At 56.1% G+C, this 23,206-nt stretch carries 26 protein-coding genes; 17 read left to right on the top strand and 9 right to left on the bottom strand.

The genetic code is table 11. The features are described 5' to 3' along the window. Positions 1-5 precede the first annotated feature (5 nt). Genes D9A02_RS15115 through ubiA form a run of 3 tightly spaced genes read right to left on the bottom strand, consistent with a single transcriptional unit; the run spans position 6 to position 3,273 of the window. Positions 6-326, bottom strand: a complete 321-nt coding sequence (locus tag D9A02_RS15115) for a hypothetical protein (RefSeq protein ID WP_120501733.1) — start codon at positions 324-326, stop codon at positions 6-8. After that, positions 319-2,247: an OmpA family protein gene (locus D9A02_RS15120; protein ID WP_120502564.1), complete on the bottom strand. Its 1,929-nt coding sequence runs from the start codon at positions 2,245-2,247 to the stop codon at positions 319-321. Before D9A02_RS15120 ends, D9A02_RS15115 begins: the two co-directional genes overlap by 8 nt. Positions 2,248-2,307: 60 nt before the next feature. After that, complete coding sequence (ubiA, locus tag D9A02_RS15125) at positions 2,308-3,273, bottom strand: 4-hydroxybenzoate octaprenyltransferase (RefSeq protein WP_120501734.1); 966 nt, start codon at positions 3,271-3,273, stop codon at positions 2,308-2,310. Between the two features lie 11 nt (positions 3,274-3,284). Here ubiA and D9A02_RS15130 point away from each other — a divergent pair, with 11 nt between their 5' ends. From D9A02_RS15130 to D9A02_RS15145, 4 genes are all read left to right on the top strand, one after another. Continuing rightward, positions 3,285-4,010 carry a 16S rRNA (uracil(1498)-N(3))-methyltransferase gene (locus D9A02_RS15130; RefSeq protein ID WP_120501735.1) on the top strand — a complete coding sequence of 242 codons (726 nt, stop codon included), beginning with the start codon at positions 3,285-3,287 and terminating at the stop codon, positions 4,008-4,010. Beyond that, complete coding sequence (locus D9A02_RS15135; protein ID WP_120501736.1) at positions 4,001-4,513, top strand: hypothetical protein; 513 nt, start codon at positions 4,001-4,003, stop codon at positions 4,511-4,513. The genes D9A02_RS15130 and D9A02_RS15135 overlap by 10 nt, the downstream gene beginning before the upstream one ends. Positions 4,514-4,578: 65 nt before the next feature. Further along, the gene (locus D9A02_RS15140) at positions 4,579-5,949 is read left to right on the top strand and encodes a glutamate--cysteine ligase (RefSeq protein WP_120501737.1); all 1,371 of its coding nucleotides are present in this window, start codon (positions 4,579-4,581) and stop codon (positions 5,947-5,949) included. Then, a complete protein-coding gene (locus D9A02_RS15145) occupies positions 5,949-6,488 on the top strand; it encodes a carboxymuconolactone decarboxylase family protein (protein ID WP_120501738.1) in 540 nt (179 codons plus the stop codon). Before D9A02_RS15140 ends, D9A02_RS15145 begins: the two co-directional genes overlap by 1 nt. Here the strand turns inward: D9A02_RS15145 and D9A02_RS15150 are convergent. Next, on the bottom strand, positions 6,473-7,375 hold the full coding sequence (locus tag D9A02_RS15150) for a DMT family transporter (RefSeq protein WP_162933091.1): 903 nt from the start codon (positions 7,373-7,375) through the stop codon (positions 6,473-6,475). The genes D9A02_RS15145 and D9A02_RS15150 overlap by 16 nt on opposite strands. 95 nt (positions 7,376-7,470) lie before the next feature. Between D9A02_RS15150 and D9A02_RS15155 the strand changes: the two genes are divergently transcribed. The 5 genes from D9A02_RS15155 (at position 7,471) to D9A02_RS15175 (ending at position 12,022) form a co-directional block, all read left to right on the top strand. Next, positions 7,471-8,166, top strand: a complete 696-nt coding sequence (locus D9A02_RS15155; protein ID WP_162933092.1) for a helix-turn-helix transcriptional regulator — start codon at positions 7,471-7,473, stop codon at positions 8,164-8,166. Between the two features lie 53 nt (positions 8,167-8,219). After that, positions 8,220-9,614 carry a short-chain fatty acyl-CoA regulator family protein gene (locus D9A02_RS15160; RefSeq protein ID WP_120501741.1) on the top strand — a complete coding sequence of 465 codons (1,395 nt, stop codon included), beginning with the start codon at positions 8,220-8,222 and terminating at the stop codon, positions 9,612-9,614. 63 nt (positions 9,615-9,677) lie between these two features. Then, on the top strand, positions 9,678-10,871 hold the full coding sequence (locus D9A02_RS15165; RefSeq protein WP_120501742.1) for an NAD(P)/FAD-dependent oxidoreductase: 1,194 nt from the start codon (positions 9,678-9,680) through the stop codon (positions 10,869-10,871). A gap of 408 nt (positions 10,872-11,279) precedes the next feature. Next, complete coding sequence (locus D9A02_RS15170) at positions 11,280-11,642, top strand: SUF system Fe-S cluster assembly protein (RefSeq protein WP_120502565.1); 363 nt, start codon at positions 11,280-11,282, stop codon at positions 11,640-11,642. 29 nt (positions 11,643-11,671) lie between these two features. After that, entirely contained in the window at positions 11,672-12,022 is a 351-nt protein-coding gene (locus tag D9A02_RS15175) for an iron-sulfur cluster assembly accessory protein (protein ID WP_120501743.1), read from the top strand. Between the two features lie 16 nt (positions 12,023-12,038). On the opposite strand, the gene D9A02_RS15180 is transcribed toward D9A02_RS15175, so the two are convergent. Continuing rightward, complete coding sequence (locus tag D9A02_RS15180) at positions 12,039-12,953, bottom strand: isopenicillin N synthase family oxygenase (RefSeq protein ID WP_120501744.1); 915 nt, start codon at positions 12,951-12,953, stop codon at positions 12,039-12,041. A 118-nt stretch (positions 12,954-13,071) separates the two neighbouring features. On the opposite strand from D9A02_RS15180, the gene tpiA reads away from it, so the two are divergent. Beyond that, positions 13,072-13,827 carry a triose-phosphate isomerase gene (gene tpiA, locus D9A02_RS15185; protein ID WP_120501745.1) on the top strand — a complete coding sequence of 252 codons (756 nt, stop codon included), beginning with the start codon at positions 13,072-13,074 and terminating at the stop codon, positions 13,825-13,827. Here tpiA and D9A02_RS15190 read toward each other — a convergent pair. Both D9A02_RS15190 and D9A02_RS15195 read right to left on the bottom strand, forming a co-directional pair. Continuing rightward, positions 13,817-15,007, bottom strand: a complete 1,191-nt coding sequence (locus D9A02_RS15190; protein ID WP_120501746.1) for an aromatic ring-hydroxylating dioxygenase subunit alpha — start codon at positions 15,005-15,007, stop codon at positions 13,817-13,819. The two genes, tpiA and D9A02_RS15190, sit on opposite strands and share 11 nt — an antisense overlap. 79 nt (positions 15,008-15,086) lie before the next feature. Further along, positions 15,087-15,548: an Lrp/AsnC family transcriptional regulator gene (locus tag D9A02_RS15195; protein WP_120501747.1), complete on the bottom strand. Its 462-nt coding sequence runs from the start codon at positions 15,546-15,548 to the stop codon at positions 15,087-15,089. Positions 15,549-15,692: 144 nt separating this feature from the next. On the opposite strand from D9A02_RS15195, the gene cysG reads away from it, so the two are divergent. The 6 genes from cysG (at position 15,693) to D9A02_RS15225 (ending at position 21,147) form a co-directional block, all read left to right on the top strand. Continuing rightward, entirely contained in the window at positions 15,693-17,090 is a 1,398-nt protein-coding gene (cysG, locus tag D9A02_RS15200; protein WP_120501748.1) for a siroheme synthase CysG, read from the top strand. A gap of 1 nt (position 17,091) precedes the next feature. Beyond that, positions 17,092-17,403, top strand: coding sequence for a DUF2849 domain-containing protein (locus D9A02_RS15205; RefSeq protein WP_120501749.1), 312 nt, complete (start codon positions 17,092-17,094; stop codon positions 17,401-17,403). A 29-nt stretch (positions 17,404-17,432) separates the two neighbouring features. Beyond that, positions 17,433-19,100 carry a nitrite/sulfite reductase gene (locus tag D9A02_RS15210; RefSeq protein WP_120501750.1) on the top strand — a complete coding sequence of 556 codons (1,668 nt, stop codon included), beginning with the start codon at positions 17,433-17,435 and terminating at the stop codon, positions 19,098-19,100. Then, positions 19,087-19,821, top strand: a complete 735-nt coding sequence (locus D9A02_RS15215; RefSeq protein WP_120501751.1) for a phosphoadenylyl-sulfate reductase — start codon at positions 19,087-19,089, stop codon at positions 19,819-19,821. The genes D9A02_RS15210 and D9A02_RS15215 overlap by 14 nt, the downstream gene beginning before the upstream one ends. Beyond that, on the top strand, positions 19,818-20,225 hold the full coding sequence (locus D9A02_RS15220; protein WP_120501752.1) for a DUF934 domain-containing protein: 408 nt from the start codon (positions 19,818-19,820) through the stop codon (positions 20,223-20,225). Before D9A02_RS15215 ends, D9A02_RS15220 begins: the two co-directional genes overlap by 4 nt. A gap of 70 nt (positions 20,226-20,295) precedes the next feature. Further along, the gene (locus D9A02_RS15225; RefSeq protein WP_120501753.1) at positions 20,296-21,147 is read left to right on the top strand and encodes a ferredoxin--NADP reductase; all 852 of its coding nucleotides are present in this window, start codon (positions 20,296-20,298) and stop codon (positions 21,145-21,147) included. Between the two features lie 81 nt (positions 21,148-21,228). Here the strand turns inward: D9A02_RS15225 and D9A02_RS15230 are convergent, their stop codons facing one another. Continuing rightward, positions 21,229-21,870, bottom strand: a complete 642-nt coding sequence (locus tag D9A02_RS15230) for a translation initiation factor 3 (RefSeq protein WP_120501754.1) — start codon at positions 21,868-21,870, stop codon at positions 21,229-21,231. 205 nt (positions 21,871-22,075) lie between these two features. Between D9A02_RS15230 and infC the strand changes: the two genes are divergently transcribed. Then, positions 22,076-22,621, top strand: a complete 546-nt coding sequence (gene infC / locus D9A02_RS15235) for a translation initiation factor IF-3 (RefSeq protein WP_120502566.1) — start codon at positions 22,076-22,078, stop codon at positions 22,619-22,621. Positions 22,622-22,718: 97 nt separating this feature from the next. Here infC and D9A02_RS15240 read toward each other — a convergent pair whose 3' ends face one another. Beyond that, complete coding sequence (locus D9A02_RS15240; protein WP_120501755.1) at positions 22,719-23,204, bottom strand: flavodoxin family protein; 486 nt, start codon at positions 23,202-23,204, stop codon at positions 22,719-22,721. Between the last annotated feature and the right edge of the window lie 2 nt (positions 23,205-23,206).

Consider the following 23,206-nt stretch of genomic DNA (forward strand, 5'->3'; position numbering starts at 1 on the left):
ATCGATCAAGACGCCCCCGACAGCGCATTGCGCAGCTCTTCCGCCTCGCGGCGGGCATCGCGCAGCCCGTCCATGGTGGCGGCCAGTTCGGCTTCGGTCTGCGACAGTTGGTTGGTCAGGTCCGCCTCGCGCTGTTGCAGGTAGGTAATCGCCTGATCGCGGGTTTCCTCGGCCTCATGCAGCTCCTGCGCCATGCGCTCCACCTCTTCCACATCCGCCCCGGGCACCCGGACAAAGCGGTGCACCAGCCAGTTGGCAAACCAGCCCAGACAAAACGCCACAAACAGGATAATGGCGGTCACTATGATAAACTCAGTTCTATTCATCTGCTGCCTGTCCTTCGGCGTCTTCTTGCAGTTTTTCTTCTGCGTTTTCTTCGGGTTTTTCGCCTTTTGGCTCCGCCAAAGCGTCAAGTGTGGTTTCTTCTTCCACAATCGGGTCTGGCCGGATCAAGAGGAATTCAATCCTCCGATTGGCCTCGCGGCCTGCCTCAGAATCGTTAGATTCTATCGGTTGGCTTTCACCATACCCCGTTGCCGTAAATTTAGAGGTCAGCACACGGCGCTGGCGCAGTTCATTCAAAATGGTTTGCGCCCGCGTCTGGCTCAGCTGCTGGTTCATTTCTTCGCGACCCTGGCTGTCGGTGTGACCACCGATCTCAAGCTTGATCTTACCACATTCCCGTAAGACTTCCGCGATATCATCCAGAATTGGGCTTGAATCTTCATCCACATTAGATGATCCCGGCTCAAAATTGATCTTGCGGTCGACCTGCATCTGGGAAATCAGATCAACGCATTCATCCGGTGTTGGCAGGCTGGCCACCGGGTCAAGCGCCTCTACATATTCAATATCTATTGAATATTGTCCCGCCTCGCCTAACTTCGACGCCAGCATAGCAGACACTTTTGCGCTCGCATCTGGACGGCCCGTTTTACCTTTTACGGTCAGATTGTCAGGGGTAACCGTGACGGCACCACTCGACAAATAAGACAAGGCTTCGACGCCAGTCAGGGTTCGAACCGGCCAGTTTCGCGGCAACGCTTCGGCCAGTCGTGCAGTTGTATGCACCACATCTGACGCAAATCGTGCCTTGGCCAGGCTATCGACTGTTTTGCGACTGCCTTCGCTACTGATCTGCCCGCGGATCTGAACCAGCCCCTCTGGCGATAGTGTGGCGACAAATTCCGGTGTATTGTCGGCACTGGTCACAGCCTTTTCAGGCAGCTTTGCATGGAGAGTAAATACTTCGGGCAAAGAGGTTTCAAGCTTGCCGACAATATCATCAAAGTGTTGCTGAGAGACGTCTTCATGCGCCACCAACGAGATATCAGCATCAGAGAAAGTGACACTGCCACCATTAAAATCACTGACGGCCGCAATCGCCAGCTCAACCGCATTTGCCCATCTCGGTGACGGCACGCCCAGGCCAATGGTGCAGTCAACTTTGCGATTCACACCGGCCTGTGTCGCAGCCTTGATGATCGCAGTACGCGCTTTTTCCGTATCGGCAGAACAGGCATCAAAACGCGCCGCGCCAGCATCTATCACAAACCGCAATGTAAACGGGGTGATCACCGGACGTGGGGCCGTGATGTTTGTTGAGAGCCTGACATCACTCGGAACATCTCGTGCAAGCGATGTTTCAAGCGTGACCTTTTCCGCGCGGCCTTCAGCCATGGCAGTCACAGCTACACGGTTGGCCTCGACCGAAATCTTTGCCCTCGGCAACTGTTCCAGAGAGCGAATCGCAAAACGCAGGGCATCGTCCCATTGTTCCGGCACCGGATAATCGGCCGCTTCTAGCAGATCAGCCACCGGCTCACCATCTGCGGCAGCCTCTACATCTGCGATCAGCTCACCCCGATCCGTTTGTGTAGGGATCAACCCAATCAGGGAAACCCCCTGATCGTGACGTAGAATTTCGATAGAAAACCGTGGTGGCAACGCCTCAATCGAATCCACCACCAGCATCTGGTCAATGACTCGCGCTGCATCAACTGCCTTACCAGCCGCTGACAGGGCATTAAAGCGGGCCGCCTCTGATGGTGCTGTCCCGGCTAGAAAAACCTGCAAGCCATTGGCATCCACCTCGGCCCAGGCAATGTCATTTGTGGTTAGCTCCTGCAAAACCACCTTGCGCGATCCATCTTCAACCGCGGAAACCGCAAAACTCGCCCCCAAAAGACATAGTCCCGCTGCACCACCAAAAACTGTAGCAATCGCAATAGTCGAAGAAAGGCGCATGCCAAAAACCGGAATTTGTTCTGTTTCGTTGTGTTTAGGCCTACGGCCCACGAAGTTCAATCACAGCATCAAGGCAAAGGCAAAAAACAGCACACTGATCAATCCGGCATCCCTATTTGATCGGAATAAAGCCACCAAGCTACTATTGTCCTGCATATCAAACTGACGCAATTGCCAGTGCAAATGCCAGCCCATCAACCACGGCCCACACAGCGCCACAACCATCATCAACGGCTGCCCATCTGGTGCGGACATGATCACGGCCAGCCCTTGCAGGGTGACAGTTGCGATCAAAAATCGCATCAACCATTTCGGACTGTCATTGCCAAATAGCCGCGCGGTAGACTTGACCCCGATCAAGGCATCATCTTCACTATCTTGATGAGCATAAATCGTGTCATAGAACAACGTCCAAGCCACGCCCGACAGGTACAAAACCACAGCCGGCCAATGCAACGCACCGGCATGCGCCGTCCAGGCCAACAAAGCACCCCAATTAAACGCGATTCCCAAAAATGCCTGTGGCCACCAAGTAAAGCGCTTGGCAAAAGGGTAAATCGTGACAGGTGCCAGCGACAAAACACCCAGCACAATCGCTGCAGTGTTCATGGTCATCAGCACCGCCAACCCCAGCAACGCCTGAACCACCAGCCAAATCAACGCTCCCTTCACGCTCACTTGCCCTGATGGAATCGGGCGCGAAGCCGTGCGCGCCACGCTGCCGTCAATGTGGCGGTCAGTAATGTCATTCCACGTACAGCCCGCACCGCGCATCACAAAAGATCCTATCGCACAGCCAACAAAGATCCACAGGTCATGCCACCCCGCCCGCCCATCATAAAGCATGGCCAACAAAAGCCCCCACCAACAGGGTAACAACAGCAGCCAAGTGCCAATTGGCCGGTCCGCCCGCGATAGGCGTAAATAAGGCCGCGTTGTCACCGGTGCCCAACGATCCACCCAGTTATCTTTGACAGCGTCAGAAACCTGTCCTGTCGCCTCTGGCATCTGGTCATTCCCGGTCATATGTTGGCCTCATGAGTACCGCTAAGATCAGACTGTTTGTAGAGCACCCTTTGGCCCAAGGGCAATCTGTTCCTATCACAAAGGAACAGGCGCATTATCTTTTTGGCGTCATGCGCAAAGGCGTGGGTGATGATCTGTTACTCTTTGACGGTCAGAACGGTGAATGGCGAGGAACCGTAACGCAAACTGGCAAGCGTGGCGGAGAGTTGGGCGTTATCGAACAAACCCGCCCACAGCATAACCCGCCTGATCTATGGCTGCTCTTTGCACCCATTAAAAAAGCCCGCACCGATTTTATCGTTGAAAAGGCAGCCGAGATGGGCGCGGCCCGCATCTGCCCGATCCAGACCGATTTCACCAATTCCGATCGCATCCGCCAGGACCGCCTGCAAGCCCACGCAGTTGAAGCGGCAGAGCAATGCGGCGGCACCTTCGTGCCAGAGGTCACTGCCCTCGCAAAACTCGACAAACTTATTTCGGACTGGCCCGAAGACCGGCAACTGATGTTCTGCGACGAATCTCTGGCTGGGGCAGCTGAAACCCTTGGCGCTGCTGCAGGTAACAAATGGGCCATCCTCATCGGGCCCGAAGGCGGCTTTTCCGAATCGGAGCGTTCGCGCCTGCACGCCCTAACCTTCGCCCATGCCGTCAGCCTCGGCCCTCGCATCTTGCGCGCCGACACCGCCGCCGTGGCCGCAATGACCGTCTGGCAACAAGTGATTGGAGATTGGTCATGATCCGCCCCGAAGCCCGCGCGACCCTCTGGCAATGGCGCGAGATGCTCGCAGGCACAATCCTGCTAGGCCTTGGCCTGTGGTGGGCGCTGGCCAGCTTTGGCTTTGTCAAATGGCTGGGCTATGCCTTCTGCATCGCTGGTCTCATCGGTCTTGCCGCAGGCATTCAACGCATCCGTTTCCGTCAGGGGCAAGACGGCCCCGGCGTGGTGCAGGTGGTCGAAGGGCAGATCTCCTATTTCGGTCCGCTCGATGGCGGGGCCATCGCCATCCGTGAAATGACCCGCCTGCAGCTTGACCCCACTGGTCACCCTGCCCATTGGGTGCTCAATCAACCCGGACAGCCCGCGCTTCAAATCCCGCTGACCGCCTCAGGCGCGGATCTGCTGTTTGATGCCTTCGCCTCTCTGCCTGACCTCAAGACCGAACAAATGCTGTCCACCCTCAATTCGAAACCAGATCACCCTATCGTGATCTGGCAAAAACCAACCAACCGGCTGCATTGACACTGCTTTAAATTAAAGCCAGTGGTTGCAACCTAAACAAACGTGACAAGGCAGGAGATGCGCCCATGTCCATTCCCCAGTCCGGCGGCGGACCAATTGAACGCCACGAGCAACTTGCAGAATACCTAGAAAGTGGCTGTAAGCCCAAAGAAGACTGGCGCATTGGCACCGAGCACGAGAAGTTCGGCTATTGCAAGGACACGCTAAAACCCCTCCCGTTTGAAGGCGAGCGTTCCATCGTTGCCGTTCTCGAGGGTTTGCGTGACCGCCACGACTGGGCCGAGGTCCGCGAAGGCGGCAAGCTGATCGGTCTGGAAAAAGACGGCGCAAACGTCAGCTTAGAACCCGGCGGCGCGCTGGAGCTGTCAGGCGCTCCGCTCGAGACTATCCATGAAACCTGCGACGAGGTGAATGTTCACCTGCGCGAGGTCAAGGACATCGCCGATGAAATCGGCGTTGGCTTCATCGGTCTTGGCGCCGCCCCCATTTGGCAGCATGAGGAAATGCCCCTCATGCCCAAAGGCCGCTACAAACTGATGGACAGCTACATGCAAAAGGTCGGCACCATGGGCCGCACCATGATGCGACGCACGTGCACGGTACAGGTCAATTTGGATTTCGGATCCGAGGCCGACATGGTGCAAAAGCTACGCGTTGCCATCGCCCTGCAGCCTGTCGCCACCGCTTTGTTTGCCAACTCACCGTTCCTTGAAAATAAAACCAACGGCCATAAATCATGGCGGTCCCGCGTCTGGCGTGATCTGGATGATGCCCGCACCGGCATGGTGCCTTTTGTCTTTGACGAGGGGTTCGGGTTTGAGGCGTGGACTCAATACGCCCTAGATGTGCCAATGTATTTTGTTTACCGCGATGGCAAATATATTGACGCGCTTGGCCAGTCGTTCCGCGACTTCCTCGAAGGAAAACTGCCCGCCCTGCCCGGCGAAACACCAACGCTGTCCGACTGGGCTGACCACCTGACCACCGCCTTCCCCGAGGCGCGGATCAAAAAATTCATGGAAATGCGCGGCGCCGATGGCGGCCCATGGCGTCGCCTGTGCGCGCTGCCCGCTTTCTGGGTTGGCTTAACCTATGATCAAGGCGCGCTGGATGCCGCTTGGGATCTGGTTAAAGACTGGGATACTGAAACTCGCGAAAACCTTCGTATCGCCGCCAGCGAAAGCGCTTTGCAAGCCCAAGTCGGTGACATCAAGATGCACGATCTGGCCCGCGAGGTTCTGAGCATTTCCGAGGCTGGCCTCAAAGCCCGCGCCCGCCCCGGTGCAGGTGGTCTGGTGCCAGATGAAACCCACTTCCTCAACGCCCTGCAAGAAAGCATCGAAAGCGGCAAAGTTCCCGCTGATGAACTGCTGGAACGCTATCACGGCGACTGGAACGGCGACCTGACTCGGATTTTCGCGGATTACAGCTACTGATGCAGCGCATTCCGCCGGTCACCGCTGAAACCGAAACGCTCCAACAAAAAGCCGCGCGCGACAAAGTTCGCGCGGCTTGGGGCAAGCCCCTCAACATCACAGATGCAATGGCGCATAACCCAGCGGTGCTTGAGGGTTTTCTCGCCTTTTGGACAGCCCTCGACAAATCCGGCCTCTCACACGAGGACCGTGAGGTAATCTGCATGGACATGGCCGTGCAAAACGGCTGCCACTACTGCGTGCCCGCGCATCTCGATATGGCCGCCGCCCGCAAGATCGACATGGAGATGATCATCCGCATCTCAAAGGGCGAACTGATCTCCGGTGACAGCCGCGCCGCCCGCCTGCAACGCCTGACCCGCCGCCTTGTCGAAACAGGCGGCAAGCTGGAAGATGCGGAACTGGCACAGGCCCATGCCGACGGCTTCGACAACGGTCAACTGGTCGCCATCATCGCTGAAATCGCCCACTGCCATTTCACCAACAGCTTCAATCGCTTGGCCAACACCACGCCTGACGCGCACTACCCAGAAATCTGATGGGGTTGCTGCGGCCATGCAGCTAGAACAATCGCCACCAAAACCAATGGTGCACCGATCATGGTTTGCACCGCCGGTATTTCTGCCAACACCACAAAGGCCAAAACGGGAGCCAATGGCACCTCCAACGTGCTCAACAACGCCGCCTGTCCCGCCGGGATCCGCCGCACACCTTCGACCAATGTGACCGAGGCAATCGCAAAGATCAGGCCAAACGCCGCCAAGATTATGATCTCGGATATAGGCAATACAAACGGCGCCCCAAACACCATACAAAACGGCAGCAATAAGACCGAAGACAATGCCATTGGCCCTGCGCCCGGAGTCTCTGGGTGCACTCGATACAGCACCATCATCAGCGCCATCATGCAGGCCATAAACAAGGCTAGCAGATCGCCCTTCAGGCTCACCCCGCCCAATGATCCCGAAACAATGATCGCCACACCGATCAAGGCGCCGATCCCGCCCCAAATCACCCGCCGCCCTGCAGGCTCAGCTATCCAGAGCCACGCCAACAAAGCGGAAATCAGCGGTGCCACTGCGTAGATCAACGACACATTGGCGATACTTGTCAGCTTGAACGATGCGATAAACGCCGCCGTCCCTGCCGCACCCACGACGGCAATGGCCGCCCCGCTCCATCCCATCAGTAAAACCTCACTCCGGAACCGCTGGCGCAAACAGATCCAACCGATGGTAAAGCTCACCGCAAACACCCCGCGCCAAAAAATCACCTCCCAAGATCCGGCAGTGACGCCCTTGGTAAAGAGCCCCGCGGTGCTGAAGGTCACGGCAGAAGTCACCACCAAAAAGACGCCCAAAAGCGGGCTCTGTCTGCGTCCGAAATACCCGCTTTCCTCTCTTCGGCTTGCATTTACGTCACTCATCACGTGATCCTCATTGTCTTCTCTCCCTCTAGACCTACACCTTGACGCGGACGGCATGCTTCGGTTATTTCCGAAACATGCATGATGAACCTCCAATGGCCCGCATCGGCGCGATGATCAGCGCCCCAGCCCGCGCAATAATGTTGACGGAGCTGTTCGACGGCCGCGCCCTGACCATGACCGAACTATCCGGTGTCGCTGGGGTGTCAGCCTCCACCGCCAGCGAGCACCTCAGCCAACTGTTAGAGGGCGGTTTTGTCACCCGTGAGAAAAGCGGGCGCCACAACTATTACCGCCTTGCCAGCCCGCAAATTGCCCATGCACTGGAACAGCTTGTGGCGCAAACCGCCCATGTCAATCTGGCCGACCGTCCCGGCAAACGCCCCCGTACCCCCATCCAGCAGGCCCGCCTGTGCTATGACCACATCGCCGGACATCTAGGCGTGGCCATCGCCGACGCGCTGGTTGCCAAAGGCGCACTGGTACCACTAGACAACGACTATGAGCTCACCCCGCAAGGCGAGGCGCTACTCGGCTCCTTTGGGGCAGATATCCCCACCCTACGCCACAGCAAACGCCTCTTTGCCCGCCAATGCCTGGATTGGAGCGAACGCCGCCATCATGTGGCCGGCGTTGTCGGCGCCACCATCGCCGATCTGGCCTTTGCCAACGGCTGGATCGAACGCGCCCGCGAACGTCGCGTATTGCATGTGACACCCAAAGGCCAAAGCGCACTCAAAAAACACCTCGATCTGAACATCGCCCCAACAGGTGACCTCTTGCATCCCTGAATTTGCAAACTTAAGCTCCGCAAAAGCTAACTTGCAAACCTCAAGGCAAAGCCATGGCCACTCAAAAGCTCTACGCCGGCGCGAAACTGCGCGAAACCCGTCAACGTCTCAGCCTGACGCAAAAGGATTTTGCCGCCCGCCTGGGGGTATCCTTGCCCTATCTCAACCAGATGGAAAACAACAATCGCCCGATCAGCACCACCGTGGTGCTCGCTCTGGCGCAAGAGTTTGGCTTTGACGTAACTGAGCTGTCCAGCGGTGATGCCGAACGTATGGTCAGCGACATGCGCGAAGCCTTGGCCGATCCGATTTTTGCAGATGATCCACCACCCTTGACCGACCTGCGCCTCACCGCCTCCAATGCCCCGGCTCTCGCTCGCGCCTTTCTGGAACTGCATCGTGCTTACCGTCAAACCCACGAGCGTCTTGCGTCACTCGACGAGGCCCTGGGCCGCGAAGACGCCCGCACCCAGACCAGCCCGTGGGACGAGGTGCGCGATTTCTTTCACTATTGCGACAACTACATCGATGCGGTTGACCGCGCCGCCGAACATTTCGTGCAGTCCGTCACAAAACGCCCACGTGACATTGCTCACGACCGCCTTGAAAAAATGGGTATTACGGTCTTAACCTCGGACGATGGCCCGCTGCGCCGCTATGATGCGCAGACCAAAACGCTGTATCTTTCTTCACGCGCAGAACCGGAAACCCGCGATTTCCAGCTCCTCCTACAAGTCGCCCTGCTGACCCAAAACCAGTTGATCGAAGCGACATTGGACCTCGCCCGTTTCCACTCCGACGCCGCCCGTGACATCGCCAAAATCGGCCTCGCCAACTATTTCGCCGGGGCCGCGATGATGCCCTACACCACCTTTCTGACTGCGGCTCAAGAACACCGGCATGATTTGGAAGTCCTCGCAAATCTCTTTGGCGCATCCATCGAGCAGGTCTGTCATCGCCTCTCGACCTTGCAACGCCCCGGCGCCAAGGGCGTGCCGTTCTTCTTTGTCCGCGTTGATCAGGCCGGCACCATCACCAAACGCCACTCCGCCACCCGACTACAATTCGCCCGCTTCGGCGGGGCCTGCCCGCTGTGGAACGTGCACCGCGCCTTTGAAACACCCGCACAATTCCTGCGCCAACTGGCCGAAACCCCCGATGGCGTCCGCTATATCAGCCTTGCCCGGGATGTCTCAAAATCCGGCGGCTCGTTTGGGGCACCCGTGCGCCGCTTCGCAATCGCCCTGGGCTGCGAAGTCAAACATGCCGACGCCCTGATCTACGCCGACGGGTTGGATCTGAACAACGCACAGGCCTTTGAGCCCATCGGCATTTCCTGCCGTATCTGCGAACGCACCCATTGCCATCAACGCTCTGTTCCGCCGCTTGAACGCCGCCTGCAAGTCGTGCCGGATGAGCGCGGCGTGCTGCCCTACAGGGTGGGATAAGTCCAGAAAACCCAGTGAACAGATGCCATTGTGATCCCTTCTGGAACAGTCTATCGGCCCAGCATGACAAATGTGCTCTCTCAGACCTACACTTATGACGCCATCATCCTTGGGGCCGGTGGCGCAGGGCTGATGTGTGCCGCCATCGCCGGGCAACGCGGCAAACGCGTGCTGGTGATTGATCATGCTGACAAGCCCGGGAAAAAAATTCTGATCTCAGGCGGCGGACGCTGTAACTTTACAAATGTGGATGCACGCGCCGAATGTTACCTCAGCGCAAACCGCCATTTCTCAAAATCTGCCCTTGGCCGCTACACGGCACAGGACTTTATAGAAATGGTCGACCGTCACAAAATCGCATGGCATGAAAAAGAGCTGGGCCAACTGTTTTGCGATGATTCTGCCCGGCAGATCGTTAAGATGTTGCTAGATGATTGTGGCCGCGGTGATGTCACCCTGCAACTGGGGCAATCGATCAGCGACGTCACCCATTCTGATGCGCGCTACACCGTGACGCTGGACAACATGGCCGCCACTGCCCCGGCACTAGTCATCGCCACGGGTGGGCCGTCGATCCCCAAAATGGGCGCCACCGATTTCGCCTTTCAACTGGCCCGACAGTTCGGCCTCAAGGTGGTTGAACCGCGCCCTGCCCTCGTACCCCTGACCCTTGGCGAAGATGAGCTACTGTTTCGCAATCTCTCAGGCGTTTCCGCTGACACCATCACCCGGCATGGCAAGACGCGCTTTCGTGCCGGATCTCTCTTCACCCACAAGGGTCTCTCTGGGCCTGCGATCCTGCAAATCTCTTCTTACTGGCGCAATGGCGACCAGATCAGCATCAACTTCTTGCCTGATTACCCCGCTGACTGGCTCGTTGATGCGAAAAAGAACGCACCACGTTCGGGGCTGAAATCAGCGCTCACCACTGCGTTTCCTGATCGGCTGGCCACCGCACTGGCCGAAAAGCTGGCCCTAGACGGTGAAATGGCCAACATCCCCGACAAAAAATTACGCGCGGCTCAAGCCCGCCTGTCGGACTGGCAATTCACCCCCACCGGATCCGAAGGCTATGCCAAAGCCGAGGTCACCATCGGCGGCATCAACACCAATGGCCTGTCGTCCCAGACCATGGAGGCCAAACACATCCCCGGTCTCTACGCCATCGGCGAGGCCGTCGATGTCACCGGCTGGCTTGGTGGCTACAACTTCCAATGGGCCTGGTCCAGCGGCTGGGCGGCGGGAATGGCACTCTGACCCACCCTGCAGGGTGGGCAGTTTTGCCCACCGGCCCGTAACTTTCCAGTTCAAAACTAACCTTCACCACTTATATGGTGAATCGCACAAGACAACCCGTAGGGTGGATCCCAACCACCCATAGTCTTTGAAATGATCGCCGTAATTTTCAAGCACACATCGCGAATCACGATCGCAGTTGGCCTATAAGATCTATCAGATACTTTTACCCTGCGCGCGCCACCCAGCCCCGCTTCGATATCCATGACCACTTCCCCCTGCAACAATACCGTCTTCACAAAACTTACGTGTCCTAGATTTGTGTACCAAACCTACGTACAACCGGTACGCAATTTACCCTCCCCCCCTCTGGACGATGGTTTTCATAATCCCTATATGTTTTATCAAGATAACCCGCAGGAACACGTCATGGACCAGAGCACTGAACCCCTTGAAGGCGCGCCTTTGATCGCCCCTTCTACCACTGACCACCCATTGTATGATCAGGTGGTTGAAGCATGCCGCAGTGTTTATGACCCTGAAATTCCGGTGAATATCTATGATTTGGGCTTGATCTACACCATTGAAATTGATGCCGAGAATGCCGTCAATGTGATCATGTCTCTGACCGCGCCGGGCTGCCCGGTGGCTGGTGAAATGCCTGGCTGGATTGCTGAAGCGATTGAGCCGATGGCTGGCGTCAAGCAGGTCAATGTTGAGCTCACATGGGAACCGCCCTGGGGTATGGATATGATGAGCGACGAAGCCCGGCTTGAACTGGGCTTTATGTAACTTATATAAGTCTTTGAGAGGCTTAATTCATGTTTGGAATTCCGGGAAAACAGGCGGTCACCATCACCCCGACCGCCGCTGCACAAATCGCGAAACTGATGGCCAAAGACAGCCATCAGGGCCTGCGTATTGGCGTTAAAAAAGGCGGCTGTGCGGGCATGGAATACACCATGGAATACGTCGCCGAAGTGAACCCCAATGACGAGGTCGTCGAACAAGACGGCGCACGGGTAATGATTGCCCCCATGGCGCAGATGTTCCTGTTTGGCACCGAGATCGATTATGAAGTGTCCCTGCTCGAAGCAGGCTTCAAATTCAACAACCCCAACGTCTCAGAAGCTTGTGGTTGCGGAGAATCTATCAAATTTGAGGGCATGTAAGCCCTCAGCGCCCAATTCACGTCCCGCTTTGCAGATGTACGTAAGTTTCATCATAGCGTTTGGTCAGATGATCCCCTGCGATAATCTCATGACCTGACCCAATCGGGGCAACGTTAGTGCTGAAGTTTGGATTATAAAACATAGGGATAGAGATTCTCTCGTCCTGCGTTCCGATCACTCGATGCGGCGTCGCAAGCACCCTGCCACGGGTCCACATCTGCAGCATCTCACCAAAATTCACAATAAACTGCCCCGGTTCTGCCGTCACCGGAACCCAGTTCCCATCGCGCAGTTTGACCTCCAACCCCGGGGTACCATCCGTGGCCAGTAACGTCAGGCAACCATAATCGGTATGCTCGGCAATGCCGAAATCTTTTTCCCCAGCCCAGCCCGGACGCGGCGGGTAATAATTGCCGCGCAGCAAGGCCATGGGCCGGTCAAACTTGTCCTGAAAGAACCCGGCATCTTCGCCGATAGCTGAGGCCAGAACTTGAAGAATTTGCGCCGAAACCTGCAAGGCCTGCTGGTAATATGCGACAATCGATTGCTTGAACCCCGGATCATCCTGCGGCCAGAGATTGGGGGCATAGACGCTCAGCCCCGATTGACGCAGCGGATCATCGGCATCCAGTTCAAAACCGCAATCAAACACCTGCTTATAATCCGGATTGGCATTTGGATCGACCTGTTCAGCCTGTGATGCCCCCCACCCCCGGTTTGATCCAGTATGCGCCATATCCACCGCCTGTTTCTTCGCGGCGGGTGCCCGGAAAAATGTACGGTATGCGTCAAGGGCGGCCTCAACATCTGACTTGCTAACTTCCGTATTTGTGACTGTGAAAAACCCGATTTCCTCTGCTGCGCTACGGACATCGCATAACGATGTCACGTCGCCTTGCGAGGCGGCTTTAAGGTTAATCTCAGGGATCATGCCAGCATTCCTTTATCTATTCAGGCTCGCATAAATACTTTGTCTCTCAAATGCAAACCCGCTTGACTGCTGCCCCTGTTCGGGAAAAAACAGCAACAACTTAAAAAAGGAACAGGACATGAGGCGCAAACTGGCAGCAGGAAACTGGAAGATGAACGGCACAGGCAGTTCTCTGAGCGAACTTGACACCCTTGCCAACCTGCACCCCAACGCTGCAGTGGATATATTGATCTGCCCGCCCGCCACGCTCCTTGGGCAGGCAGCGATGCAAGTTTCAACCTCTTCTGTTTCGATTGGCGCGCAGGACTGCCACGCCGATACCTCTGGTGCGCATACCGGCGACATCTCGGCGGAGATGGTCACTGATGTGGGTGCAACCGCAGTTATCCTTGGCCATTCTGAGCGCCGTGAAGACCACAACGAAGACAGCGAGCTGGTGCGCATCAAGGCTCGTGCGGCCCATGCCGCAGGTTTGACCGCTATCATTTGCCTGGGTGAATCTGAGGCCCAGCGCGACGCAGCCAACACATTGGACATTATCGCCGGGCAACTGGCCATTTCCACACCGGATACGGCCACAGCTGACAACACCGTCATCGCCTACGAGCCGATCTGGGCCATCGGGACGGGCAAGGTTCCAACATTGGTACAAATCGCAGAAGTTCATGACTTTATACGTGAAAAGTTGACATCCCGTTTCGGCCCTGAAATCGGGAATGCAATCCGCCTGCTCTATGGCGGCTCAGTTAAACCCACAAATGCCGATGACATTTTTACCGTCAGCAACGTTGATGGGGCGCTTGTCGGAGGGGCCAGCCTGAAAGCGACCGATTTCTCACCTATTATCACCGCACTCGAAGGTGCTACGATTTAGCCGCACCGCACACTCGCGCCAGATATCTCGTAAATTGCCACAGATTCCGCTCGATCGGATGCAAAACACCCTGTGGCAACAACGTCGAAGCAGAACCTTTGTTCAGCGCTTCGACCAGCACTTTGTCTTCATCATTGGCGACATTCATGTAGGTTCGCAGCGCCTCTAGCCAATCATCATATTCATCTGCCTGAATATCGGCCAACACCTCAGGTGGGATCGCCACCCCCCATGTGGCCTGAAACTGATTAACCTCTTGCGGTTGCACAGAAATCCACCACAGAAAATCAGGCATCAGGGTCACCAAATTGCTGGGAAATACGCAAAAGTCCACCATCATCCGTCGCCATTCGCCGTCTAGATGGGTGTTATTCGGGTGCGCCGCGCCATTTCCGACGTCCGCCTCCTGCGGGGCGCGGTGATAGCCGTAATGATCACTGTCCTCACCGCAAATATAATGCTCAAGCGGTTTTTTATGCAGCGCAAATGTCTTGGGATGCGCCATAGGTACATGATAACTCTCGGTAAAATTCTCAATCAGATTTTTCCAGTTTGCCCCCCAAACCATCGTTTCACGCATGACGGTTTTGTAGCGTGCCATGTCATAGCGCCCGACAACCTTGGTGCGAAAGGGTTCCAGCGCGGCTGCGACCGTTGTCACAGGGTGCTCCGCCAAAGTTACGTAAATGAACCCTTCCCACACCTCGATCTGCAATGCGCGCAAACCATGATCGGCTAGGTCAAACCCCTCTTTCATTTCCATATATGGTGCACGGATCAGACGCCCATCCAGATCATAAGTCCAGGCATGGTAACGACACATAAACCGCTTCGCAGATCCGGTTTCATCTGCCGCCAAACAGGCAAATCGATGCGCACAAGCATTTACGAACCCGCAAATACTATCGTCTTTTTGACGCACGATCAGAACCGGAACACTTGCAATCTCATGGGTGATGTAGTCGCCCGGCGATACGATTTCGTCAGTGCGACCAATGCAGATCCATTCTTTCATAAAGACGGTTTTTTGCTCGTGGCCGTAGAATTCCGAGGAGTGATTGACCGCCGCTGGGATCGGGCGGGCAGCTTCAAACGGTCTGTCAGCTGCGACGCGTAATTCGTTCAACACATCCGACAGGGGTTTATCCGTGTGGCCGTTGAAACGGGTGTTGTTTTCCATGCGAACCCTCCCTCACTCTCAGGGTTCAATCTGAGGCCAAGGGATGGGCTCCGGCAAGACATTTTTGAAGCTCAGCCGCTTAGAGCGGTAGCATCGTCGTCGACTTGATCTCTTCCATCGACAAAAGCGCGGTCACGTTGTGGACCTTCACCTCAGAAATCAGCGCCTGATAAAACACATCATAAGCACGCGCATTTTCCACCCGAACCTTAAGAATATAGTCGATGTCGCCCGCCAACCGATGTGCTTCTTGCACTTCTGGCCGGTCGCGCAGCGCCTTCAAAAATGTCTTTTGCCACGTTGCGTCATGTTCCGACGTGCGGATCAGAACAAAGAAACATGCCTCAAAGCCAAGCGCATCTGCATCCAGTATATAGGTCTGCTGTCGGATCACCCCACCTTCGCGCATTTTGCGAATCCGATTCCACACAGGGGTCTTAGAACTGCCCACGGCCTTGGCAATTTCATCCAACGACCGCCCCCCGTCTTGCTGCAACTGCACAAGGATTTTTCGATCCAACTCATCAAGGCGAACAGACATTCCACTTTTTCCCTTATTCTGGAATATTCCACATGAACCCACCTCCACGCAGAACAAATTTCCTTATTTGCCCTAGAGTATAGCGCAATACCGGGAATATTTTCTATATAGAGAGGGAAGTCAACTGAATGCAGGATCGCAGCTATGAAGCATTTTCCGATCTTTATTGCCCTAGAGGGCCGCTCTGTCGTTCTCTCCGGTGGTGGCGAGGCCGCGCTGGCCAAGCTGCGCCTACTGCTCAAGACTGAAGCCGAGCTGCATGTTTTCTCTCCTGCACCGGCAGCTGAGATTGAAAACTGGGCACATGAAAGCCGTCTAATCCTGCATCGCCGGGCTTTGCTGACCGGTGATATTCAAGGCGCCGCCCTGTTTTACGCCGCCGACGAAGATGCTGTTGAAGACGCCCGCACCGCGGCCATCGCGGAATCAGAGGGCGCACTGGTCAATATTGTCGACAACTTGCACGACAGCCAATTCATCACACCGGCCATCGTTGATCGTGACCCGGTCACTGTCGCCATCGGCACCGAAGGCGCGGCACCAGTTCTGGCCCGCGCAATCAAAGCCGACCTTGAAGAGCGTTTGCCTTCCTCACTCGGCACACTCGCACGGATTGGCAAAGCCTTCCGCAAAGCGGTTGAAGTCCTGCCAATGGGCCGCAAACGCCGCGATTTCTGGGCCGATTACTACTATTCCGCTGGTCCCCGCGCGATGGATCAAGGCGGTGAAGTTGCAGTCAAAGACAGCCTCAACACTTTGCTGGATAAATATCAGGCTACCGCCGAGCGCGAAGGGCACGTCGCCTTTGTTGGTGCTGGCCCCGGCGACCCAGAACTGCTGACATTGAAAGCACGCAAGGCACTTGATGAGGCAGATGTTGTTATCCACGACCGTCTGGTAACACCTGAAATTTTGGAACTCGCCCGTCGAGAAGCAATCTTGATCAACGCTGGCAAAGAGGGCTTTGGCCCATCAATGTCACAAGACGACATCAATGCGCTGATCATCGAACATGGCCTGTCCGGTGCACAGGTGGTTCGCCTGAAAGGCGGAGACCCAACTGTCTTTGGTCGCCTGGACGAAGAGATTGATGCGGTTATGGCTTCCGACCTGAGCTGGCATGTTGTCCCTGGCATCACCGCCGCGTCAGCCTCGGTCGCTGCCATTGGGCAAAGTCTCACCCAACGTGGGCGTAACTCGTCCGTGCGGTTCCTGACCGGCCACGACATGAAAGGCTTTGCTGATCATGACTGGAAAACACTGGCCTGCACCGGTGAGGTAGCTGCCATTTACATGGGCAAGAAATCGGCCCGTTTTATTCAGGGACGCTTGATCATGCACGGTGCAGATCGCGCCACGCCAGTCACCGTGATTGAAAACGCCACCCGTGCCGACCAGCGCATTCTGGAATCCACTTTGGAAACCTTGGCAAATGATCTGACCGCTGCTGGTATAGTCGGCCCGGCCCTCACCTTTTACGGCCTCGCGCCACGTGCGGCGCAGGTTGCACTAACAAATACACAAGAACAGGAGCTCGCCTGATATGGCCCGCGCTTTTACCCCGAAAGTCATCACCGCCAACGCCCTGATCGAAGGTGACGTTGTCTATATCAACGCCAACGGCGACTGGACCCGTGATCTGGCCGAGGCTGAATTGTTCTGCGATGAAGCCATCGCACAGGAACAGTTGTTGCTCGCTGAAGCTCAAACTGAAGTGGTTGTTGGTGTCTATCTGGCCGATGCCACTGCTGGCGCAAACGGCCCAGAGCCAACACACTTTCGCGAGGATTTCCGCCGCACAGGTCCCTCGAACTACAACCACGGCAAGCAAGCTGAAGGTCTCGTGCGGGCTTAAGCCCCGGACCCGCGCAAAGGAGCAAGCAGATGTATAACTATAACGAATTCGACACCGCCTTCGTCAAAGAACGCAATCGCCAGTTCCGGGCCCAGGTTGAACGCCGCGTCGATGGCCACCTGACCGAAGATGAATTCAAGCCGCTGCGCCTGATGAACGGTGTCTACCTGCAACTGCACGCCTATATGCTGCGTGTTGCTATCCCTTATGGCACGCTCAATGGTCGCCAAATGAACCAGCTCGCACTGCTGGCTGAAAAGTGGGACAAGGGTTACGGCCACTTCACTACTCGTCAGAACATCCAGTACAACTGGCCCAAGTTGCCAGACCTGCCAGATATGCTTGACGCGCTGGCAGAGGTGGAGATGCACGCCATCCAGACCTCGGGTAACACCATTCGTAACGTAACGGCTGACCACTTCGCTGGCGCAGCGGCTGATGAAGTTGCGGACCCACGTCCGGTGGCCGAACTGATCCGCCAATGGTCGACGGACCACCCAGAATTCCAGTTTCTGCCGCGCAAATTTAAGATTGCTGTGACAGGTGCTGAAAATGACCGCGCTGTGATCAAAGCGCATGACATCGGTTTGCAAGTTGTCGAACAAGATGGCGAGATCGGTTATCGCGTCATCGTCGGCGGCGGCCTTGGGCGAACCCCAATGATTGGCAAGACCCTGCGTGATTTCCTCCCCGAGCAGGATCTGTTGCCATACCTCGAGGCCGTCGTCAGTGTCTGGAACCTGCTGGGCCGTCGCGACAATAAATACAAAGCCCGGATCAAGATCACCGTGCATGAGCATGGCATTGATGACATCCGCGCCCGAGTTGAAGAACGTTTTGCGCTTATCCGCCCAGCGTTTAGCGGCATCGATCAGGCACTATTTGCAGACATCAAGGCGGCATTCTCCCCCCCTGCCTTCCGCGATGAAAGCACAGCTCTTTTTGAGACCTCCTACAAGACCGACCCTATCTTCCGGTCATGGAGCGACACCAACCTGTCAGCCCACAAGGCGCCGGGTTATGCCATCGTGCAGATCAGCCTTAAGGCGCACGGCGAAACGCCGGGTGATGCGTCAGCTGACCAAATGCGCGTGATGGCACATCTGGCCCAAAAGTACGGCCATGATGAGCTGCGCATCAGCCACGAGCAGAACGTGATCTTGCCACATGTGCATAAATCCGATCTGCCCGTGATTCATGCTGAGCTGAAAAAGGCTGGGTTGGCCACCGCCAACATCGGTCTTATCTCAGATATCATCGCTTGCCCTGGTATGGATTATTGTGCGCTGGCCACAGCCCGTTCGATCCCGGTAGCGCAAGAGATTGCCAACCGCTTTGACGAGCTCAAGCTTGAGCATGAAATCGGCGACATGAAGATCAAGATCTCAGGCTGCATCAATGCCTGTGGCCACCACCACGTAGGTCACATCGGCATTCTGGGGCTGGATCGTGCTGGCGTCGAAAACTACCAGATCACTCTGGGTGGTGACGCAACACAAGACGCAGCGATCGGTGACCGCACGGGTCCGGGCTTTGCTTATAACGAGATCATTCCGGCAGTAGAACGGATCGTCTACGCCTACCTCGATCTACGCGACAACCCTGAGGAAACCTTCCTCCAGACTTACCGTCGTGTTGGGCTAACCCCGTTCAAGTCCGCGCTTTATGAGCAGGACAGCGCTTATGCCGCAGAATGAGCTGACCTCAAAGGTTGGCGCGCTAAATGACTGGTACCGGCTGAACTCAGCCGTGACCGTTCTGACCCGCGCGCTGACCGATGAAAGTGCCGGTAAAATGGCGCTGGTCTCCAGCTTTGGGGCCGAATCCGTGGTGCTGTTGCACATGGTGTCGGTCATCAACCGGGATACGCCAGTGTTGTTTGTCGATACCGAATTGCTGTTTGCCGAGACATTGGTCTATCAGCAAGAGCTGAGCGAGCGTCTTGGCCTGCGCAATTTGCATATCATCCGGGCCAGCAAAGAAGACACCCGCACGCAGGATCCGGACTTCATGCTGAACCAGCGTGATAAAACCGCTTGCTGTGCCCTGCGCAAGACGATCCCGCTGCAGAATGCCCTGAAAGGCTTTGACGGCTGGATCACTGGACGCAAACGCTACCAAAGCAGCACGCGGGCTGAGTTGGACTTCTTTGAGGTCGAAGACGAGACCGGTAGAATGAAGATTAATCCGCTGGCGCACTGGCGGCCCGAAGATGTGCGCACCTATATGGAAGAAAACCGCCTGCCCCGCCATCCATTGGTGGCGCAAGGCTACCCTTCGATCGGCTGCATGCCCTGCACCACGCCGGTCGCCGAGGGCGAAGACCCCCGCGCAGGACGCTGGCGCGGCGAAGAGAAAACTGAATGTGGTATCCATATTGTCGATGGCAAGATGGTGCGAACAGGAGAAAACGCATGACTGTGATTGTCACCGACACGGGCTTTGCCCCTGATGGCTGGAACGAGAATTTCACCCCTCTGGCTGAAGCCACCAATGAAACCGAAGTGCTGGATGTCCCATCCGACACCGATCCGGCCGACCTCAAGGACCGCTTGGAGAGCCTGCGCATGGTGCGGGTGGATTTCCCCAGCTTTGCTGATGGCCGAGGCTTCACCATCGCGCGCCAATTGCGCTTGATGGGTTACAAAGGCCATCTGCGTGCTCGTGGGCATGTGATTGCGGATCAATACGCAATGGCCCGCCGCGCCGGTTTTGACGAGGTCGAGATCAATGATGATCTGGCCGAACGCCAGCCCGAAGATCAGTGGCTCGACCGCGCTGATTGGCAAGCCCATGATTATCAGTCGCGCCTGCGCGGTTGATCCCCCCCTTTTCCTTATCAAAGACTAAGCGTAAAGAAAGGCGCCGGCATTTAAGACCGGCGTATTGCCAATGAATGAGATGACCGCTGTGACCGATGCCCAGACCGCACCAAAGCCTGTCAAAGCTTTGCCTGATGCGCAGACCGTAACGTCCGTCAAACACTGGACGGATCGCCTGTTTTCCTTCCGTGTGACCCGCCCTGCCAGCCTGCGTTTCCGCTCGGGCGAGTTTGTCATGATCGGCCTGATGCAGACCGACGAGAAAACCGGCCGCGAAAAACCATTGCTACGCGCCTATTCGATTGCGTCGCCATCATGGGATGAAGAGTTGGAATTCTACTCGATCAAGGTGCAAGACGGTCCACTGACCAGCCGCCTGCAACACATCGAGGTGGGTGACGAAATCATTCTGCGCCCCAAACCGGTTGGCACGCTGGTGCATGACGCCCTGTTGCCCGGAAAACGCCTATGGTTCTTTGCCACTGGAACCGGTTTTGCACCGTTTGCCTCCCTGCTGCGCGAGCCGCAGACATATGAGGACTATGACGAGGTGATCATCACTCACACTTGCCGCGAGGCCGGTGAGCTGACCTACGGTCGTGAACTGATCGAAGGTTTGAAAGACGACGAGCTTTTGAACGAGGTGATCGGTGAGGGCTTCTGGAAAAAGATCAAATACTACCCGACCACCACCCGCGAAGAGAGCGATAAAATGGGCCGCATCACCGATCTGATGCGCTCTGGCGAGGCGTTTGCGGATCTGGGTGTCGAGCCTCTGAACCCAGACACAGACCGCGCAATGATCTGCGGCAATCTGGCGTTCAACCTTGAGCTGAAAGAAATGTTCGAAGAGTACGGTCTTGAAGAAGGTGCCAACTCGAAGCCACAACACTATGTGGTGGAAAAAGCTTTCCTCGACTAATCAAGTCAACACTGCACAAAAGAAAACCGCCGCATCGGGAAATCCAATGCGGCGGTTTTTGTTTAATCTTAAGTGATAAGATTAGTTCGAGATTGCATCCGTAACAGCGTCGGTCGCAGCATCTGTAGCTGAATCCGCTGCATCATTGACGGCATCTGTGGCAGCGTCAGTTGCTGCATCAGTAGCTTCATTTGCCGCATCAGTGGCAGCGTCTGCAGCCGCATCTGTTGCTGTCTCAGCCGCTGCATCCGCTGCTTCACCTGTTACGCTGTCAACTGCGTCGTTCACCGCGTCACTGGCTGCGTCGACTGCTTCTGAAGCTGTATCGGCAACATCGCTGGCAGCTTCGGTCGCGGTGTCAACGGCATCGCTGGCTGCTTCGGTCGCTGTATCAGCCGCATCACTTGCCGCTTCGGTCGCTGTATCAACAGCATCGCTGGCGGCTTCAGTTGCGGTATCAACGGCTTCTTCAGCAGCTGTCGCAGCTTCTTCAGCGGCTTCTGTCGCGGCAGTTGCTGCCTCTTCTGCAGCTTCCGCTGCTTCGTCAGCAACTTCTTCTACAGCAGTCACAGCTTCTTCAGCCGCTTCAGTCGCAGCCTCTGTCGCAGATTCACCAGTTTGCGTGACGTCTTCGCTGATCTCTTCAACCGATTTACCGGACACCAGCATATAGCCTCCGATGAGCACAGCACCGGCAATCAGAACCCAAAGCAGGTTTTTCATGGTATAATTCCCTCAAGTTTCTGGCCTTTGGCAGGATTGCAGACCATTCAAGTATCTGTGATCAGATGACTCCTCTAAAGAAAAGAGACAAGGGGGAAATTCGCCTCTATCGGCTCAAGTCAGCCGATTTGCCGCTTGAAACACCGACATACCGCCGTTACTTTGCAGCCTTGAGTATTTGATCAACCACCAAAGGAACGAAGCTATAGCCCGCAGACCGCACAACGCGCCACCACAGCGCGAGACAGGCCCCCGCATCAATGACCGCATCCGTGCGACCGAAATTCGCCTGATTGGCGCAGATGGTGAAAACGCCGGCGTTGTGACACCGGAACGTGCCATGGAAATGGCCGAGACCGCTGGCCTCGACCTGGTTGAGATTTCCCCCAATGCCACTCCACCGGTCTGCAAGATCATGGATTTCGGAAAATATAAATACGAACAACAAAAACGCGAATCTGAAGCCCGCAAAAAGCAAAAGATCATCGAAGTGAAAGAGGTGAAGTTCCGCCCCAACACTGACACGCATGATTACGAAGTGAAAATGCGCAACGTTTTCAAATTCTTGGGGAATGGAGACAAAGTCAAAATCACCCTGCGCTTTCGGGGCCGCGAAATGGCGCACCAGGATCTGGGCCGCGAGCTTCTGAACCGCGTTGCTGAAGATACCAAAGACGCAGGCAAGGTCGAAAACTGGCCAAAAATGGAAGGCCGCCAGATGATCATGATCATCGGTCCTTTGGCCAAATAAAAGAGATCACATTGATTGTGTCGGCCGGGCTTCAGCCCGGCCTTTCTTTTTCCAGTCTCGTTATTTAGGCCGTATCAGGCTGAACAATCATACGGGCCTAAAACATCCCCATGCTCAACCCGGCCCCAAGGGCCATGCCCAACTCACGACATTCGGCTAAATCCGATTCGGGAATCGTCTTGTCGCTCAAGATTTGTTCAGGCGTCTGCGCATGGGTGCAGATAATGATTGCGGGCTGCACCTCTCTCAAGCGCCACCCCTGTGCAATACGTGCCATCTGGCGCACTGCATTTTCGCCATCTGATCCAGCACAGACCATCTGCGCATAGGGCCTGCCTTCGATCTGGCCCAACACCGGGTAATAACAGCGGTCAAAGAAATCCTTCATCACTCCAGATATGGCAGCCAGATTTTCGGGCGCACAGAAAATATAACCATCCGCCTGCAGCACGTCCTCTGGCCCGGCCTGATCTGCGGATATGAGAACTGCCTCTGTCTCCTCCTGCGCCGCCTGCGTCGCAGCTTCGGCCATCTGCCGGCTTCCACCGGTTCTGGAATGATAGACAATCAGCAGCTTCGCCATCC

The sequence above is a fragment of the Roseovarius sp. EL26 genome, from assembly GCF_900327775.1.
Lineage (GTDB): Bacteria > Pseudomonadota > Alphaproteobacteria > Rhodobacterales > Rhodobacteraceae > Roseovarius.

What these genes read in the sequence shown, in the direction of transcription:
- D9A02_RS15190 (WP_120501746.1), bottom strand. Translation starts at nt 15,007, where the DNA reads ATGGAAAACAACACCCGTTTCAACGGCCACACGGATAAACCCCTGTCG.
- D9A02_RS15210 (WP_120501750.1), top strand. Translation starts at nt 17,433, where the DNA reads ATGTATAACTATAACGAATTCGACACCGCCTTCGTCAAAGAACGCAAT.
- D9A02_RS15115 (WP_120501733.1), bottom strand. Translation starts at nt 326, where the DNA reads ATGAATAGAACTGAGTTTATCATAGTGACCGCCATTATCCTGTTTGTG.
- D9A02_RS15140 (WP_120501737.1), top strand. Translation starts at nt 4,579, where the DNA reads ATGTCCATTCCCCAGTCCGGCGGCGGACCAATTGAACGCCACGAGCAA.
- cysG (WP_120501748.1), top strand. Translation starts at nt 15,693, where the DNA reads ATGAAGCATTTTCCGATCTTTATTGCCCTAGAGGGCCGCTCTGTCGTT.
- D9A02_RS15180 (WP_120501744.1), bottom strand. Translation starts at nt 12,953, where the DNA reads ATGATCCCTGAGATTAACCTTAAAGCCGCCTCGCAAGGCGACGTGACA.
- D9A02_RS15215 (WP_120501751.1), top strand. Translation starts at nt 19,087, where the DNA reads ATGCCGCAGAATGAGCTGACCTCAAAGGTTGGCGCGCTAAATGACTGG.
- D9A02_RS15220 (WP_120501752.1), top strand. Translation starts at nt 19,818, where the DNA reads ATGACTGTGATTGTCACCGACACGGGCTTTGCCCCTGATGGCTGGAAC.
- D9A02_RS15145 (WP_120501738.1), top strand. Translation starts at nt 5,949, where the DNA reads ATGCAGCGCATTCCGCCGGTCACCGCTGAAACCGAAACGCTCCAACAA.
- D9A02_RS15130 (WP_120501735.1), top strand. Translation starts at nt 3,285, where the DNA reads ATGAGTACCGCTAAGATCAGACTGTTTGTAGAGCACCCTTTGGCCCAA.
- tpiA (WP_120501745.1), top strand. Translation starts at nt 13,072, where the DNA reads ATGAGGCGCAAACTGGCAGCAGGAAACTGGAAGATGAACGGCACAGGC.
- D9A02_RS15160 (WP_120501741.1), top strand. Translation starts at nt 8,220, where the DNA reads ATGGCCACTCAAAAGCTCTACGCCGGCGCGAAACTGCGCGAAACCCGT.
- D9A02_RS15175 (WP_120501743.1), top strand. Translation starts at nt 11,672, where the DNA reads ATGTTTGGAATTCCGGGAAAACAGGCGGTCACCATCACCCCGACCGCC.
- D9A02_RS15195 (WP_120501747.1), bottom strand. Translation starts at nt 15,548, where the DNA reads ATGTCTGTTCGCCTTGATGAGTTGGATCGAAAAATCCTTGTGCAGTTG.
- D9A02_RS15165 (WP_120501742.1), top strand. Translation starts at nt 9,678, where the DNA reads ATGACAAATGTGCTCTCTCAGACCTACACTTATGACGCCATCATCCTT.
- D9A02_RS15230 (WP_120501754.1), bottom strand. Translation starts at nt 21,870, where the DNA reads ATGAAAAACCTGCTTTGGGTTCTGATTGCCGGTGCTGTGCTCATCGGA.
- D9A02_RS15225 (WP_120501753.1), top strand. Translation starts at nt 20,296, where the DNA reads ATGAATGAGATGACCGCTGTGACCGATGCCCAGACCGCACCAAAGCCT.
- D9A02_RS15120 (WP_120502564.1), bottom strand. Translation starts at nt 2,247, where the DNA reads ATGCGCCTTTCTTCGACTATTGCGATTGCTACAGTTTTTGGTGGTGCA.
- D9A02_RS15205 (WP_120501749.1), top strand. Translation starts at nt 17,092, where the DNA reads ATGGCCCGCGCTTTTACCCCGAAAGTCATCACCGCCAACGCCCTGATC.
- ubiA (WP_120501734.1), bottom strand. Translation starts at nt 3,273, where the DNA reads ATGACCGGGAATGACCAGATGCCAGAGGCGACAGGACAGGTTTCTGAC.
- D9A02_RS15150 (WP_162933091.1), bottom strand. Translation starts at nt 7,375, where the DNA reads ATGAGTGACGTAAATGCAAGCCGAAGAGAGGAAAGCGGGTATTTCGGA.
- D9A02_RS15170 (WP_120502565.1), top strand. Translation starts at nt 11,280, where the DNA reads ATGGACCAGAGCACTGAACCCCTTGAAGGCGCGCCTTTGATCGCCCCT.
- D9A02_RS15240 (WP_120501755.1), bottom strand. Translation starts at nt 23,204, where the DNA reads ATGGCGAAGCTGCTGATTGTCTATCATTCCAGAACCGGTGGAAGCCGG.
- D9A02_RS15155 (WP_162933092.1), top strand. Translation starts at nt 7,471, where the DNA reads ATGGCCCGCATCGGCGCGATGATCAGCGCCCCAGCCCGCGCAATAATG.